The sequence below is a fragment of the Archangium sp. genome, assembly GCF_036277355.1.
In the GTDB taxonomy this organism is placed as follows: domain Bacteria; phylum Myxococcota; class Myxococcia; order Myxococcales; family Myxococcaceae; genus Archangium.
In genome coordinates this window covers 68,498-83,578 of record NZ_DASUNC010000074.1, presented here as the reverse complement: position 1 = coordinate 83,578, position 15,081 = coordinate 68,498, and the positions used below count along the sequence as shown (strand labels likewise).

Genomic DNA, 15,081 nt, shown 5'->3' with positions numbered 1-15,081 from the left:
GATGACGAGCCCCCACCACACAGAGGCCCGGCCGGCCAACGCCCGCCGCGATGCGCGGGGAAACCGCCGCCGCCGAGGCGTGGCGCTCATCATCGCCGTCGTGGCCATCACCATCCTCACCGTCGTGGCCACGGAGTTCGCCTACAACACCCGCGTGGACCTCCAGCTGGCGGCCAACCAGCGCGACGAGGTGCAGGCCATGTACATGGCCCGCTCCGGCGTGGCGCTCTCCCGGCTGCTGCTGCGCTTCCAGAAGCAGGTGGACCAGACGCCCATCCCCAACATCGGCGGGATGCTCTCCCAGCTGACGGGTGGCGGTGGCGCGGGCGCGGGGGCGGGCGCGGGCGGACAGCAGCCGGCCTCCTCGCTCAACATCCAGCTGTGGAAGCTGGCGCGTGTGGACTGCCACATGCTCAAGGGCCTGGTCGCCGGTGGTGGTGCCGAGGGCGAGGAGGAGAAGGACGACCCCCCTGCCCTGCCGCCCCTCGACGAGGAGGACGACAAGGCGGGCGGTGAGCTGTCCCTGGGTCCCTCCCGGCGCTCCTTCGGCGGCTTCTCGGGCTGCTTCCTCGCCACCATCCAGGACGAGGAGGAGAAGCTCAACCTGCACCGGCTCAACGCGGGCACGGGTGATGCGCTGCCCACCGCCCTGCGGTTGATGGACCTGCTGGGAGACAAGCGCTTCGAGTTCCTGTTCTCCAAGGAGGACGCCAACGGGGTGCGCGTCCTGCCGCAGGACGTCGTCATCGCCATCAAGGACTGGGTGGACGAGGACAAGACGCAGTCCGCGTTCGACCCCAACAACACCGTCAACCCGTTCGCCGCCGGCTTCTCGGATGAAAACGGGCCCTACAGCCGTTTCGATCCCCGCTACGAGTCGAAGAACGCGCGCTTCGACAGCATGGACGAGCTGTACCGGGTGCATGGGGTGAATGACCGCTTCATGGCCGCCTTCCGGGACCGCCTCACGGTGTACCCGGACGTCAACTCCAAGCCCAACGTCAACACGGATGACCCGATGATGATGTACATGGCCATCCTGTCGGCGGCGGATCCCGCGCGGCCGGACCCCCGGTTGAGGGACCCTGTTTTCGTCCAGGAGCTCATCACCCGCATCCGCGCGGCGCGGGCCTTCAGCTTCTTCGGCATGGGCGTGGCGGACTTCGTGACCGCCATCGAGTCCGCTGGCATCGCCGTCAATCCCCAGCTCAAGGCCAACGTGGCCGGCAACCGCCTGCTGGGCGACAAGAGCAACACCTTCAGCATCAAGTCCGTGGGAGAGGCGGGGTCCGTCCAGAAGACGATCACCGCCGTGGTCCGGCTCGACGATGGGCTCGGCAAGCTCCTGTATTGGAGAGAGGAATAACGATGGCCCGGATTCTAGGTCTGGACCTGGGCAGCCACTCGGTGAAGGGGCTGCTCCTCGACGCGAATAGCCGCAACCCGGCCGTGAGGGCCTGGGCCGAGGTGCGCCGCAATCATGAGGGCGAGCGGCAGGACACGCTGCGCACGGCGCTGCGCGAGCTGCTGGCGCGCCCGGAGTTCCACCACCCGGATCAGGTGGTGGTGGCGCTGCCCGGCCCCGCGCTGGTCACCCACCAGCTCGCCCTGCCCTTCACGGATCCCAAGCGGATCGAGGCCACCATCCCCTTCGAGGTGGAGAGCCAGATTCCCTTCGACCTGGGCGAGGCCGTCTTCGACTACCAGGTCGCCTCGCAGGTGAAGGACAAGGGCAGCGAGCTGCTGGTGGGCGTGGTGCGCCGCGAGGAGCTGGCCACGCTGCTGCAGGTGCTCAACGAGGTGGGCGTGGACCCGCGCGTGGTGACGCACCCGGGCATCACCTACCAGAACCTGCTGCTGCAGCAGCCGGCCCTGTTCGCGGGCACGGACGCGGAGGCGGTGGCCATCGTGGACATCGGCCACGAGCGCTCGACGCTGGCCATCGGCCGGCCCGGCGGTGGCGTGGAGTTCGCCCGGACCTTCGCCGGTGGCGGGCAGAACCTCAGCCGCGCGCTGGCCGCCGAGTTCCAGACGCCGCAGCCGGAGGCGCACCACTGGAAGGAGCAGCACGGAGCGCTGGCGAGCGCGGCCACGGCCCAGGGGCCGGATGGTGAGCGGGCGGCGGCGGCCTTCGTGCGCGGCCTGCAGCCGGTGCTGCGCGAGCTGCGCCCGTCCTTCAAGGCCTTCACCGCGCGCACCCGCCGGCAGGTGGGCGCCGTGCTGCTGTGCGGCGGCTCCGCGCGCATGCCCGGCCTCGCCGAGCAGCTGAGCAAGGACCTGGGCATGCCCGTGCGCGTGCTGGCGCTGCCGCAGGAGGCGTCCACGGTGGTGCCCGCCTCGGAGCAGCCGGCGGCGCTGCAGGCGTACTCGCTCGCGCTGCGCGGCCAGGCCTCGGGCCCCAAGGCGCCGCGCTTCAACCTGCGCCGCGGCGAGTTCGCCTTCAAGGGTGACTACGACTACGTGAAGGACAAGCTGGGGCTGCTGGCCTCCTTCGCCGCCACCCTGCTGCTGCTGCTCATCGCCAGCGGCGTGGTGCGCAACTCGGTGCTCGCGCGCCGCGAGGCCCAGGTGGACGCCGTGCTGTGCGACGTCACCCAGCGCATCCTCGGCTCCTGCGAGAAGAACTACGACATCGCGCTCAACCGCCTCAAGGGCGTGGAGAGCCCGGCCGCCGCGCTGCCGAAGATGTCCGCCGTCAACCTCCTGGCGGAGATGTCGCAGCGGGTGCCCACGGACATCCAGGTGACGTTCGACCGCATCGACATCGACTTCGAGCGCATCAGCGTGCGCGGCCTCACCGACAGCTCCAAGCAGATCGACACCATCGCCACCGCGCTGCGCGGCCACCGCTGCTTCAAGGAAGTGAAGGAGGGCAAGGTGGAGAAGACGAAGGATGGCAGCAAGGTCTCCTTCCGCCTGGACATCCAGGTGGAGTGCCCCGAGCAGGCCCAGGGCGGGGAGGGTTAGCACATGGAAAAGCTTCGAGGACTCCTCAACGACGCCAAGGCCTGGTTCGATCGGCTGAGCGGCCGGGAGCGCCAGATGGTGATGGGAACCGGAGGCGCGGTGCTGGCCTTCGTCCTGTTCGTCATCATCTTCTCCTTCGCCAACAGCGCGGACGGCTACCGCAAGCGCACGGACCAGAAGCTGGCCAAGCTGCGCGAGGTGCAGGCGCTGGCGGCCAGCTACCGCGAGGCCACCCAGGAGCGTCAGGTCGTGGAGCAGCAGCTCACCGGCAGCGACGTGCGGCTGATGACGTACATCGAGGAGAAGGCCACCCAGGCGGGGCTGACCGTGCCCAACATGACGCCCAAGAACGACGTGGGCATCGGGGACGGGAAGATCGTCGAGAGCTCGGTGGAGCTGACGTTCACCGACGTGGATCTGCGCAAGCTGCATGACTTCCTGTCCTCGGTGGAGCGCGGGCCCGGCGTGGTGAAGGTGAAGAGCCTGCGCCTCGAGCCGCGCGACGCCTCGGAAACCCTGACGGCCTGGACGACCGTCGCCACCTACAAGATGAAGCAATGACCATGGCTGCCGAGACGACCAAGATCGCCCGCTGGAAGCTCGCCCTTGGCTACGGTGCGTTCTCGCTCGTGGCCTTCATCGTCTGTCTGTTCCTCACGTTCCCGTACGATACGTTGCGCAAGCGCGCCGTGGACGCGGCGGCGGACGCGGGGTACGCGCTGCGCATCGGCTCGCTGCGGCCGGGACTGCGCGGGCTGACGGCCACCCAGGTGCGCATCAGCAAGGTGCCCAACGGCATGACGCCCGAGCTGCACGGCATGCTGGCCAGCAACACCCCCATGCTGCCCGGCCCCGAGGAGCTGGGCGAGCCGCTCATCGTCGACTCCGTGGCGGTGCGGCCCGCGCTGCTGCCGCTCGGGGTGGCGTTCCACGCGGACCTGCTGGGCGGCAGCCTCAGCGGCAACGTGGGCGCCCTGGGCGACATGCGCGTGGCGGTGAAGCTGTCGGACCTGGACACCTCCGAGGGCAACCTCAAGGGCTTCAGCGGGGTGGACCTGACGGGCAAGCTCAACGGCTCGCTCGACCTCACCCTGCCCAAGACGCGCGGCCAGCCGGACCTGAGCCAGGCCAACGGACAGATCGCGCTGGACACCAAGGGCCTGCTCATCCAGGGCGGCAACGTGATGGTGCCCATGTACGGCACCCCCACCCCCATGGACCTGCCGAAGATCGCGCTGGGTGACATCGACGCGCGCATCAAGATCGACAAGGGCCTGGGCACCGTGGAGGCACTGCAGGCCCGGAGCGAGGACCTGGAGATCCTCGGCTCGGGCACGGTGAAGTTCGGCCAGCGGCTGGACGTGAGCCAGCCGGACATGGAGTTCAAGCTGAAGGCCGAGCCGGAGTTCGTGAAGCGGCTGGGCATCATGGGCGCGGGCCTGTCCATCCTGCCCCCGGACAAGAGCGATCCGAAGTACCGCGTGGCGCACCTGGGCGGCTTCTTCAACCGTCCCAACTTCGGCCCCTCGCGCCAGCAGTCGCCGATGCGTTAGTCCCCCGCGCTGGCGGACCCGGACCGGGAGACGGTCCGGGTCTCCCAGGTGGACGACGCCGCGAGTCATCTCCCAGAACACTACCTCAAAAATCATCCCGGAGGGTTGCACGCCGGTCGCTCCACGGATTAGGAGTGTCCCCGCAACTGACTTCTGAGGGAGGGTTCGTCGATGCCGGAGCTGGTGTTCTTTCGTCGAGGCGAGGAGGTGCTGCGGGTGGGGTTGGGGCGCGAGCGGATGGTGCTCGGCCGCGGCGAGAAGAGCGACGTCGTCATCCCCGACCCCGAGGTGAGCCGCCGGCAGGTGGCCCTCGTCTTCGACGGTCAGCGCTGCACCCTGGAGGACCTGTCCGGTAAGGGCACCCAGGTGGCCGGCGCCTCCATGAAGAAGGGCGAGCTGGCCGATGGCGCGGACATCACGCTCGGCCAGTGGCGCGCCGTGTTCCGGCTCCACGGCAGCGGCCAGTCCGACGCCGCCACCGAGGTGGGCGACCGCACGGAGCTCCAGCCCCGCGACTCCGCGTCGCGCTGGCAGCCCGCCCAGGTGCGCATCCGGCAGGGTGGCAACGAGACCGTCCAGAAGCTCAACGCCGACAGCTTCACCGTGGGGAAGGATGCGTCCTGCGATCTCGTCATCCAGGACTCGTTCATCTCCAGCCGCCACCTCAAGGTGACCCGGCGCGATGGCCACTTCCACGTGCTGGACACCAACTCCACCAACGGCACCTGGTTGGGGCCGGTGCGCGTCTTCGAGGTGCAGGTGGGGCTGCCCACCACGCTGCGCCTGGGCCAGACGGACCTCGTCCTCGAGCCCATCACCCCGGCCCGCAAGGAGCTGTCCTTCCACGGCATCATCGGCGCGGATCCGTCCGTGAAGCAGCTCGTGGACCTCATCGAGCGCGTGGCCCCGTCCTCCGCCGCGGTGGCCATCCTCGGCGAGTCCGGCACCGGCAAGGAGCTGGTGGCCCGCGCCATCCACGCGTGCTCCCAGCGCGCCGACAAGCCCTTCATCCCCGTCAACTGCGCCGCCATCTCCAAGGAGCTGATCGAAAGCGAGCTGTTCGGCCACGAGAAGGGCTCGTTCACCGGCGCCACCAACGCGCGCAAGGGCGCCTTCGAGGAGGCCGATGGCGGCACCCTCTTCCTCGACGAGATCGGCGAGCTGCCCGTGGACCTGCAGGCCAAGCTGCTGCGCGCCCTGGAGAGCGGGGAGATCAAACGCGTGGGCGCCAGCAAGCCGTCCAACGTGGACGTGCGCGTGGTGGCCGCCACCAACCGCGACCTGATGGCGGCCTCCCGCGACGGCCGCTTCCGCGAGGACCTGTACTACCGCCTGTGCGTGGTGCCCCTGCACCTGCCGCCGCTGCGCAACCGGCGCAGTGACATCCTCGGTCTGGCCGAGCACTTCCTGCGCATGTACTCGCCCCGGGGCCAGACGGTGCGCCTCACCCCCGCCGCCATGGAGCGGCTCCAGCAGCACGGCTGGCCCGGCAACATCCGCGAGCTGCGCAACGTGGTGCACCGCGCCCTGCTGCTGCGCAAGGGCGACGCCATCGACGCCCCGGACATCACCTTCGACCAGGAGGTGAACCGCGAGACGGGCGTGTCCGTGCCCGAGCTGCCCCCCGGCATGACGCTGGAGCAGATGCTCCTCAAGCTGGAGCGGCAGATCGTCGAGGCCGCCCTGCGCCGCTGCAACAACAACCGCGAGCGTGTGGCGCGTGAACTGGGAGTCGCACGCTCCACCTTGTTCAAACGGCTCAAGGAGTGGGGCCTCACCCGCCAGGAAGAAGAGACGGAGTAGGTCCGCTCCCGCTTTTCATACCCTTTAGATCCTTTTCGCGGCCCATTCGTTCCCACCTCCAGACATCCGATGAGGGTGTTCAGGAGGCATACATGATGGATGCCGCGGTCATCGCCCTTCCTCCCTTCGCCGAGCTGTACCGCCAGTACCGCACACGGGCACTGGCCATCGCACGCCGCATCGTGGGGGATGCGGACGAGGCGGAGGATGTGGTGCAGGACGTTTTCACCCGGCTGGCCCAACGCCCCAGCGGCTTCGACGGCCGCTCGTCGTGCTCCACGTGGTTGCACCGTGTGATGGTGAACAGCAGCATCAACTGGTTGCGGGCCCGCAGGCGCCGCGAGCGGTTGCAGCACGAGCCCGAGAGCCCGGCCTCCCCGGAGGCCCAGGCCGTGGGCTCCGAGATGCAGCGTCACTTCGAGGAGGCCCTGGACAAGGTCAGTGAACAGCAGCGCCAGGTGCTGTGGCTGCGCGAGATGCGCGGCTACAGCTACCCGGAGATCGCCGCCATGCTGCGCATCCCGGAGGGCACCGTGAAGAGCGCCCTGCACCGGGGCCGGCAGCGCGCCCTCGCCGAGCTGGAGGAGCGCGGTCAGCAGCCGTGAAGCCGCGGTGGTGAAAGTACGGGGGGGTGCCACGGTCCGCAACCCGGGATGCGTGGCACCCTCACCCCATCAGTCCTCCGACTTGGAGCCCACGAAGTGGTCTTCCTTGTCGCGGAACAGCAGGTTGAAGCTCGTCAGTGAGCCGTAGATGCGGGTGATGTAGCTCTGCATCTCCACCTTCTCGGCGTCCGTCAGCTTCGGGTGCGCGTTGAGCTTCTGCTCCATCACCCGCAGCTTGTCGCGCACCATGACGATCTTGTGGAAGAAGGCGTCGATGGGCAGGTCCTTGCCCTGCACGTCCGACTTGCCGGGCACCAGCTTGATGCTGCCACCCTCCCACTTGTTGGCCAGCGGCGGCGCCTCACCGCCCTCGCCCACCGCCTCCCGGATCAGCTCCATCAACTCCGCGCGCGTCATGTTCAGCTCCAGGCCTTCCAGGTCCACCACTTCGTTCGGGTCCCGCTCCCGCCGCCGCACCACCGGCCCCACGCCGCGCACCGTCCGCTCGCGCCGCGACGAGTCCGGGGGCAGCGCCTTGGCCGCCACGCCCCGCGGCAGGAACTTGTTGCACAGCGGCGCCGAGGGCGGGAACAACCCCCGCTCCGCCTGCAACCGGCAGACGCCCACCCAGCCCCGGTGATCCACCGAGTGCGCCGCCCACAGCTTGCAGTTGCCGCACACCTTCTCCTCCGGTCCGAAGACCGGCAGGGGCGGCGGGTTGCTCCCGGCCCCGTCCGTCATCAGCGGCGCTCCTGGGCCTTGGGGTCCTTGCGCACGCCCAGCTCGCGCAACAGCCCGTCCGCATCCTCGACCTGATCCAACAGCCACAGCACGTAGCGCACGTCCACGTTCACGTTGCGCGCCACGTCCGGGTTGTAGCCGAAGTCGTTCGCCACGTTCTCCCACACGCGATCGAAGTTGACGCCCACCAGCTGGCCCTTGCCGTTCACCGTGGGGCTGCCCGAGTTGCCGCCCGTGGTGTCCGCGTCCGCCAGGAAGTTCACCGGCACGTCCTTCAACTGCGCGTCCACCCAGGGCCCGTACTTCTTCGCCTCGGCCGCGGCGGCCACCTTGGCCGGCACGTCGAAGGGCTCCTGGCCCGTGTGCTTCTCCATCACGCCCGCCAGCGTCGTCTGCGGCGTGTAGAAGGCCCCATCCCGAGGCGTGTAGCCCTTCACCTTCGCGAACGACACCCGCAGCGTGCTGTTGGCATCCGGAGCAATGGGCTTGCCCGCGTGCGCCATCACCGCCCGGCGCCACTCGGGCATCAGCCGCGTGGTCGCGCCCGCGCGCCGATCCCGCTGCTCCTCCAGCGCCACCACCTCCGCCGACAGATCCAACCCGAAGTCCAGCAGCGCATCCTTCCGCGCCCGGAGCTGCGCCTCCGTCTCACCGGCCATCTTCTGGCGCTCGGCCAGGTTCAGCACCTTCGTCTTCGCGTACAGGGTGTCGAGCTTCGCGGACACCTTCTTCGCGTCGTACGTCTTGCCGAAGTGCTTGTCGATCGCCGCGATGCGCTCGCCCTCGCCGAGCCCCTGCGCCCGCCGCACCAGCGCGAGGAACATCCGCTTGTCCGCGGCCGTGAAGAGGTTCTTCTGCTCGCGCTCCAGCCGGTCCGCCAGCCGGGGCAGCTCGCGCTCCATGAACTCGGGCCGGCGCTCGAGGTCCGGCTTCACCCGCTCCTGAGACAGCCGCGCCAGCAGCACCGCCAGGGCCGGCGCCTTCACCGCGCCGCGCACCGTGTCGAGGAGGAACTCGCGCTCGAACGTCTTCGCCCGCGCCGCCTGCAGGGACAGCAGCTCCGAGCGGGCCGCGAGTGCACCCGCGTACTCCTTGCGCTTCTCCGCCCAGGCCACCACCGCCGCCTCGGACTCGCGCTGCTTCTCCACGATGCGCCCACGCTTGAGCCCCGCGAGCTGCCCGCCCGAGTTCTTGTAGCGGTTGTGCATGCCCTTGAGGTGCGAGGCCACGGCGATCTTCCCCGCCGGATCCTTCTCGCCCTCCTCCTCGAGGATGCGGATGAGCTCGCCGTACACGTCGATGACGCGCGGGTAGAAGCGCGCCTGGCGCTCGGCCATCTCCTCGGCCAGCAGCGTGCGGTAGGTGGTGCCCGGGTAGCCCAGCACCATCACGAAGTCGTCCGGCTTCACGCCCTCGGTGGCCAGCGGGAAGAAGAACTCGGCCTTGTAGGGCACGTTCTTCGTGTCGTACTTCGCCGCCGAGCCATCCGGCGCCGAGTAGGCCCGGACGATGGAGAAGTCACCGGTGTGGCGCGGCCACATCCAGTTGTCCTCCTCGCCCCCGTACTCGCCCACGGCGCGCGGCGGCGCGTACACCAGCCGCACGTCCGCCAGCTCCACCGAGTCGCTCAGCACGAACTGCACCCCGCCGTCGAAGCTGGCCACCCGGCAGCGCGTGGCCGGACGCTTCTCGCACTCGGCGACCAGCTCCTTCTCCTTGCGCTCCAGCGCCTTCTGACGCGTGAGATCATCCGCGCCCGCGGGCACCGCGGCGTACATCTCCTTCGTCACGTCCTTGAAGCTGCGCGGCACCTGGATGCGCGAGCCCTTGCCCGGCAGCTCCTCCTCGCGGCTCTTCGCGAGGAAGCCCTGGGTGATGAGGTCGCGCTGGGTGGTGCTGTGCTCCTGGATGATGGAGAAGACGCAGTGGTGGTTGGTGATGACCAGGCCCGTCTCGGCGATGAAGGCGCCCGTGCAGCCGCCCACGTTCACCGTGCCGGCCAGCAGGCCCGTGCCGCGCTTGGGATCCCACAGCCGCTCGGGCGGCACCTGGAGCCCCTGGGCCTTGAGCCACGCCGGGTCGAGTTCGAGGACCTGTTGGGGGGTCCACTTCCCTTCCCCGGCCAGGGCCGGGGCAGCCACGAGTGAAAGGAGCAGGAGCGTCTTCTTCATCGTGCTCCCCTCCCTACCGCGTCTTCCGCCCGCAGGCGACCGTCTTGGACATCCGTGACGCCTGCCCACCCTCCTGCCGTCCCAGTCCGAGTGCGTGGACCCCTGGAAGAACCCGGGGGCAGGCGTGTTCTGGGACCCGCATGCAGACCTCGAGCGGCTCCAAGTTGGACTCTGGCCGGGTGGCCCTTCTGCTCGTGCTCCTGGGCGCGGGCTGGTACTTCTGGGACTCCCCCGTGGTGTGGCCCCTGAAGTTGCTGGTGGTGATGATGCACGAGGGCGGTCACGCACTCGCCACCCTGCTGGCCGGAGGCGCGGTGGACCGCGTCACGCTGGCGGCGGCCGATTCGGGGGCCTGCCTGTCCCACCTGCCCCAGGGCCTGATGGCGCAGGTGGCCGTGTACTCCGCCGGCTACGTGGGCAGCGCGCTCGCCGGAGCCTTCCTGCTGCTGGCCACCTACCGCTTCCGGATGCGCCGCCTCGTGCTCGTCACCGCGTGCGGGGGCCTCGCCGTCATGGGCGTCCTCTACGCGGGCGACGGCATCACCCTGGCCTTCTGCCTGGGCACCGCGCTCGTGCTGGGGCTCGCGGCGAAGTACCTCCCGGATGGGGGCGTGGACATGCTCAACCTCCTGCTCGCCGCCTTCTCCGCCCTCTACGTGGCGGTCGATCTGCGCTCGGAGCTGTGGAAGGGCGCCGCCCACTCCGTCAGCGACGCGGCCCGGCTCGCCCACCTCACTCCCCTGCCCTCGTGGGCTTGGGCCGCGATCTGGTCGTTCGCCTCGCTCGCGCTGCTCGGCCTCTTCGCCCGCTGGTCCCTGCGCGCCGCGAAACCCGAGGGCCTGGGCAGCTCGCTGCTCTCCGGCCGCCGCTAGGGGCGCTCAGCGCCTCGGGCGCATCCGGTAGGCCACGAAGGAGGCCACGTCCGGGAAGGCGAAGTACGGGTTGTGCTGGCGCACGTCGCTCATGGCCGCCACCGGCACGCTCGCGTAGTCATGCCCGGGGAAGAGCCGGGTGCTGTCCGGCACCTTGAGCAGCACCTGGGACAGCGAGCGGTACATCGCCTCCGGGTCTCCCCCGCGCATGTCACACCGCCCGCAGCCGTTGATGAAGACGGTGTCGCCCGACACCAGCGCGTCCTGGGCCAGCAGGCAGTGCGAGCCCGGGGTATGCCCGGGGGTGTGCAGGGCCTGGAAGTTCCGTCCGCCCACCGTGAGGGTGTCCCCCGGCCCGAGCGGCCGCAGCGCCCCCGACGCCAGATCGCGCAGGTCCGCCGAGAAGTCCACCTCCGCGCGCTGGGCGTACACGGGGACGTCATGCTTCGAGAGCAGCTCGGGGATGCCGTTGGTGTGGTCTCCGTGGCAGTGCGAGACGAAGGCGCCCACCAGGCGCTTGCCGTCCTCCACGAGGGCCTTCTCGATGGCGGGCACGTCCCACGCGGGGTCCACCACCAACACCTCGTCCGAGTCCTTCGGGCCCACCAGGTACACGAAGTTGTCCATCGTCCCGAGCTTCAACTGGCGCACGTACAGAGCTTCCATCGGCATCCTCCAGGCGGCGCACTGCATCACGGCGTCCGGCCCTCCATTCTATGCGCCACGGGCGGGCCGGGGGGCAGCCCTTGAGGAGGAACAGCGCTTCGCATTTGAATGCGGCCCCCTTCCCCCGTCGAGGAGACGCCCTTGAAGAGACCGCTGCTCCCCCTGGCCCTCACCCTGCTCGCCACGAGCGCCATGGCCAAGGACCGGGCCACCTTCCGCCATACGCCCTCGGCGGACGAGGAGCGTCCCGTCGTGGTGGACGCGACGGTGGGCCCCCAGGGCGGTGACTTCGCGCTGCGGCTGCGCTTCCAGAAGCCCCCGTTCGGCCAGGAGTGCGGCTCGCGCTGCGCCAACGCGACCCTCCTGCTCGACACGGATGCCAACCCCCGCTCGGGCCTGAAGCTCTCCGACAAGGCCCCCGAGAATGGCGCGGACCTGGCCATCATCGTCCAGGGCACGCGCGACATGTCCGGCGCGAGCTCGGACCATTACGTGCGCGTGAAGGTGAGGCAGCTCGCGGACGGAGCCCGCACCCTCGAGCAGGGGGAGTTGATCGCCGAGTTGGATCACCTGCGCGACCCGGACCGCGTCCACATCGAGGACAACACCGTGTTCCTGCTCATCGACGCGAGCAACAACGTGCCCTCGGGACGCAAGGCGCGCGTCGTGTATCACCCGCCCGGCGGCAAGGCGGTCCAGGCCACCCTCCCCGGCATGCTCAGCGGCAGTGCGAACAGCAAGGTGATGATCTTCCGCCGCGGCGGCTGGGGAACGGCACGCCAGGGCGGTCGGCGCGTCGGGGGCGAGAGCAAGTAGGCGCGCGGCGAGCTCTCAGGGAGACGGAAGGGAGACGGAGCACACATCCTCGGCAGGAGGGCGGAAGGCCCATGCTCACGCTCTTCCGCTCGCCTGATGTCCTGCCGGGTGGGTGAACCACGCAGGTTGTGTCAGACCCCCGAGGCAGTATCCGCCCATGCCGTGGGAGGCGGGTCCATGCCCTCCAGGCGGGTTCCTCCTCCCACCCTCCGTACGGCTCCGAGCCCACCCGTCGTCCCGGTCCCAACCCAGGCAGGCGAGCGCGGCGACCCCACCTTCGAGGCCCTCCATGACCCGATTTCCTGGCCCCAAAACCTGAACATATGTATAGAAACCCCACCCCCGAGGCGTCGCAACCCCTCGAATTTGTTCCCTTTCACAGTGGGCCGTGCTACTCCCGCCGGCTCATCACCTTCCGTCCCGGGCCCGGAGTGCGCGAGCCGCGCCCCGCGTTCCAGAGGGATACGGACGGTCCTGACCTGAACACATGAGCATGCTCGCACAAGCGGATAACAAGACGCGGAAGAAGCAGGGGGCCTCGGGTGGCGGTGGCGATGGCACCGCCTCGGCCGCGGGAGGCGGTGGCGGTGGTGCCACGCCCGCCGCGCTCGCCGATGAGGCCCGCCGCCGCTACCTCAACTACGCCCTCTCCGTCATCACCTCGCGCGCCCTGCCCGACGTGCGTGACGGCCTCAAGCCGGTTCAGCGCCGCATCCTCTACGGCATGTGGAACGACCTGAACCTCACGCACGACGCCAAGTACAAGAAGTGCGCCCAGGTCGTCGGCGCCATCATGGGCCCCTACCACCCGCACGGCGACACCGCCATCTACGATGCACTCGTGCGCATGGCGCAGGACTTCTCCCTGCGCTACCCCCTCGTGGACGGCCACGGCAACTTCGGCTCGCTCGATGGCGACGCCGCCGCCGCCTACCGTTACACCGAGTGCCGCCTCGAGAAGCTCTCCGACGAGCTCCTCAACGAGCTGAGCCAGAAGACGGTGGACTTCCGGCCCAACTACGACGGCACGCGCACCGAGCCCATCGTCCTTCCCTCGCGCGTTCCCCACCTGCTGATGAACGGCACCACGGGCATCGCCGTGGGCATGGCCACCAACATCCCGCCCCATCACCTGGCGGAGCTGTGCGACGCGCTCACCGCGCTCGTGGACGACAGCAACCTCACCGTCAAGCAGCTGCTCAAGTGGGTCAAGGGTCCCGACTTCCCCACCGGCGGTGAAATCCTCAACTCCCAGAAGGAGCTGCAGGAGATCTACGAGACCGGCCAGGGCAGCGTGCGTCTGCGCGGCGAGTACGAGTTGGAGGAGCTCAAGCGCGGTGGCCAGCAGATCGTCATCACGTCCATCCCCTACACGGTGAACAAGTCCACGCTGGTGGCCAAGTTCGGGGAGATCGTCCGCGAGCGCAAGCTGCCGCTCATCGTGGACGTGCGCGACGAGTCCACCAAGGACGTGCGCATCGTCCTGGAGCTCAAGAAGGACGCCAGCCACGAGCTGGCCATGGCGTACCTGTACAAGAACACGCCGCTCCAGACGAACTTCAACGTCAACCTCACCTGCCTCGTGCCCAACCCGGAGAACCCCGAGGTCGGCACCCCCAAGCGCCTGGGGCTCAAGGAGATCCTCCAGTACTTCCTGGACTTCCGCCTGCTGGTCATCAAGCGGCGCATCCAGTACCAGCTCGACGAGCTGAAGAAGCGCGTCCACATCCTCGAGGGCTTCGAGAAGGTCTACGACGCCCTGGACGAGATGATCCGCATCATCCGCGCCTCCGAGGGCAAGCAGGACGCCGCCAAGAAGCTGATTGCCCGCTTCAAGCTCGATGAGATCCAGGTGGACGCCATCCTGGAGATGAAGCTCTACAAGCTGGCCCGCCTGGAAATCCTCGTGGTCCAGAACGAGCTGAAGGAGAAGCGCAAGCAGATCAAGGACCTGGAGTCGCTGCTCAAGAGCGAGTCGCGGCTGTGGGGCACGGTGAAGGACGAGCTGGCCGAGGTGAAGGCCGCCTACGGCATGCAGAAGCGCCGCACCAAGGTGAGCCGCGGCGGCGCCGAGGAGATGACCTTCGACGCCGAGGCGCTCATCGCGGACGAGGACGCCCACGTCGTCATCACCCGCGATGGGTGGATCAAGCGCGTGCGCGAGGTGAAGGATCCCGCCTCCACCCGTCTGCGCGAGGGCGATGCGGTGATGACGGTGCTCGCCGGCAGCCTGAGGGCGAACCTGGTGCTCTTCAGCAACTTCGGCACCGCCTACGTCACGCGCTTCAACGACGTGCCGGCCTCCACGGGGTACGGCGACCCGGTGCAGAAGCTGTTCAAGTTCGACGACGGCGAGCGGATTGTCGCCGCGCTGTCGCTCGACACCCGCCTGTGGCGCCCGGAGAAGCTGCTGGGAGTCACGAAGCTGGGCATGGGCATGCGCTTCCCGCTGGCCCCGCACCTGGAGCTCTCCACCCGCGCCGGGCGCCGCTACGCCAAGACGGGCGAGGGCGATGAGATCGTCGGCGTGCAGCCGGTGGAGGACAAGGACCTGGTGGGCGTGCTTACCGAGCGGACCGCCGCCCTGGTGTGCAAGGTGGCGGAGATCAACGAGCTGGCCGGCCCGGGCAAGGGCGTCACCGTCATCAAGGTGGACGAGGGCGACCGGGTGGTGGACTTCGTGGTGGCCCCCCAGGGCAACAAGGAGGCGGGGGTCGCCTTCGAGACCCAGAAGGGCCGCAAGCTCGTCCTCCACACGGGCCGCTTCGAAGTGACGGGCCGCGGTGGCAAGGGCCACGAGATGTCGCGCAAGGACGCGGTGAAGGAGGTGGCGCGTGCGCCCCTCTACATCCCGCTGCCGGAGCAGAAGAAGGACTAGCCGGAGACT

General features: G+C 69.2%; 12 protein-coding genes. 9 read left to right on the top strand and 3 right to left on the bottom strand.

The annotated features are described in order from the left end of the window. Position 1: 1 nt before the first annotated feature. From VFZ09_RS19615 to VFZ09_RS19590, 6 genes are all read left to right on the top strand, one after another. Positions 2-1,366, top strand: coding sequence for a type II secretion system minor pseudopilin GspK (locus VFZ09_RS19615; protein WP_329729135.1), 1,365 nt, complete (start codon positions 2-4; stop codon positions 1,364-1,366). A 2-nt stretch (positions 1,367-1,368) separates the two neighbouring features. Further along, complete coding sequence (locus VFZ09_RS19610; protein ID WP_329729134.1) at positions 1,369-2,967, top strand: type II secretion system protein GspL; 1,599 nt, start codon at positions 1,369-1,371, stop codon at positions 2,965-2,967. Positions 2,968-2,970: 3 nt separating this feature from the next. Beyond that, positions 2,971-3,528, top strand: coding sequence for a type II secretion system protein GspM (gene gspM, locus VFZ09_RS19605; protein WP_329729133.1), 558 nt, complete (start codon positions 2,971-2,973; stop codon positions 3,526-3,528). Positions 3,529-3,530: 2 nt separating this feature from the next. Next, positions 3,531-4,520 (top strand): type II secretion system protein GspN, encoded by a 990-nt coding sequence (gene gspN, locus VFZ09_RS19600; RefSeq protein WP_329729132.1) that lies wholly within the window; start codon positions 3,531-3,533, stop codon positions 4,518-4,520. A gap of 171 nt (positions 4,521-4,691) precedes the next feature. Continuing rightward, on the top strand, positions 4,692-6,323 hold the full coding sequence (locus VFZ09_RS19595; protein ID WP_329729131.1) for a sigma 54-interacting transcriptional regulator: 1,632 nt from the start codon (positions 4,692-4,694) through the stop codon (positions 6,321-6,323). Between the two features lie 95 nt (positions 6,324-6,418). Beyond that, positions 6,419-6,928 (top strand): sigma-70 family RNA polymerase sigma factor, encoded by a 510-nt coding sequence (locus VFZ09_RS19590; protein WP_329729172.1) that lies wholly within the window; start codon positions 6,419-6,421, stop codon positions 6,926-6,928. A 69-nt stretch (positions 6,929-6,997) separates the two neighbouring features. Here the strand turns inward: VFZ09_RS19590 and VFZ09_RS19585 are convergent, their stop codons facing one another. Both VFZ09_RS19585 and VFZ09_RS19580 read right to left on the bottom strand, forming a co-directional pair. Beyond that, positions 6,998-7,669, bottom strand: coding sequence for a hypothetical protein (locus VFZ09_RS19585; protein ID WP_329729130.1), 672 nt, complete (start codon positions 7,667-7,669; stop codon positions 6,998-7,000). Further along, a complete protein-coding gene (locus VFZ09_RS19580) occupies positions 7,669-9,840 on the bottom strand; it encodes a S46 family peptidase (RefSeq protein ID WP_329729129.1) in 2,172 nt (723 codons plus the stop codon). The genes VFZ09_RS19585 and VFZ09_RS19580 overlap by 1 nt, the downstream gene beginning before the upstream one ends. A gap of 140 nt (positions 9,841-9,980) precedes the next feature. On the opposite strand from VFZ09_RS19580, the gene VFZ09_RS19575 reads away from it, so the two are divergent. After that, positions 9,981-10,712 carry a M50 family metallopeptidase gene (locus tag VFZ09_RS19575; protein ID WP_329729128.1) on the top strand — a complete coding sequence of 244 codons (732 nt, stop codon included), beginning with the start codon at positions 9,981-9,983 and terminating at the stop codon, positions 10,710-10,712. 6 nt (positions 10,713-10,718) lie between these two features. Here VFZ09_RS19575 and VFZ09_RS19570 read toward each other — a convergent pair whose 3' ends face one another. Beyond that, entirely contained in the window at positions 10,719-11,378 is a 660-nt protein-coding gene (locus VFZ09_RS19570; protein ID WP_329729127.1) for an MBL fold metallo-hydrolase, read from the bottom strand. A gap of 141 nt (positions 11,379-11,519) precedes the next feature. On the opposite strand from VFZ09_RS19570, the gene VFZ09_RS19565 reads away from it, so the two are divergent. Next, positions 11,520-12,194 (top strand): hypothetical protein, encoded by a 675-nt coding sequence (locus VFZ09_RS19565; protein ID WP_329729126.1) that lies wholly within the window; start codon positions 11,520-11,522, stop codon positions 12,192-12,194. A 493-nt stretch (positions 12,195-12,687) separates the two neighbouring features. Further along, positions 12,688-15,072 (top strand): DNA topoisomerase IV subunit A, encoded by a 2,385-nt coding sequence (locus VFZ09_RS19560; RefSeq protein ID WP_329729125.1) that lies wholly within the window; start codon positions 12,688-12,690, stop codon positions 15,070-15,072. The last annotated feature ends 9 nt before the right edge of the window (positions 15,073-15,081 follow it).

Excerpts from the sequence above, each read along its gene's own strand:
- VFZ09_RS19595 (WP_329729131.1), top strand. The coding sequence starts at position 4,692 with ATGCCGGAGCTGGTGTTCTTTCGTCGAGGCGAGGAGGTGCTGCGGGTG.
- VFZ09_RS19615 (WP_329729135.1), top strand. The coding sequence starts at position 2 with ATGACGAGCCCCCACCACACAGAGGCCCGGCCGGCCAACGCCCGCCGC.
- VFZ09_RS19610 (WP_329729134.1), top strand. The coding sequence starts at position 1,369 with ATGGCCCGGATTCTAGGTCTGGACCTGGGCAGCCACTCGGTGAAGGGG.
- VFZ09_RS19570 (WP_329729127.1), bottom strand. The coding sequence starts at position 11,378 with ATGGAAGCTCTGTACGTGCGCCAGTTGAAGCTCGGGACGATGGACAAC.
- VFZ09_RS19585 (WP_329729130.1), bottom strand. The coding sequence starts at position 7,669 with ATGACGGACGGGGCCGGGAGCAACCCGCCGCCCCTGCCGGTCTTCGGA.
- gspM (WP_329729133.1), top strand. The coding sequence starts at position 2,971 with ATGGAAAAGCTTCGAGGACTCCTCAACGACGCCAAGGCCTGGTTCGAT.
- VFZ09_RS19575 (WP_329729128.1), top strand. The coding sequence starts at position 9,981 with ATGCAGACCTCGAGCGGCTCCAAGTTGGACTCTGGCCGGGTGGCCCTT.
- VFZ09_RS19590 (WP_329729172.1), top strand. The coding sequence starts at position 6,419 with ATGGATGCCGCGGTCATCGCCCTTCCTCCCTTCGCCGAGCTGTACCGC.
- gspN (WP_329729132.1), top strand. The coding sequence starts at position 3,531 with ATGGCTGCCGAGACGACCAAGATCGCCCGCTGGAAGCTCGCCCTTGGC.
- VFZ09_RS19580 (WP_329729129.1), bottom strand. The coding sequence starts at position 9,840 with ATGAAGAAGACGCTCCTGCTCCTTTCACTCGTGGCTGCCCCGGCCCTG.
- VFZ09_RS19560 (WP_329729125.1), top strand. The coding sequence starts at position 12,688 with ATGCTCGCACAAGCGGATAACAAGACGCGGAAGAAGCAGGGGGCCTCG.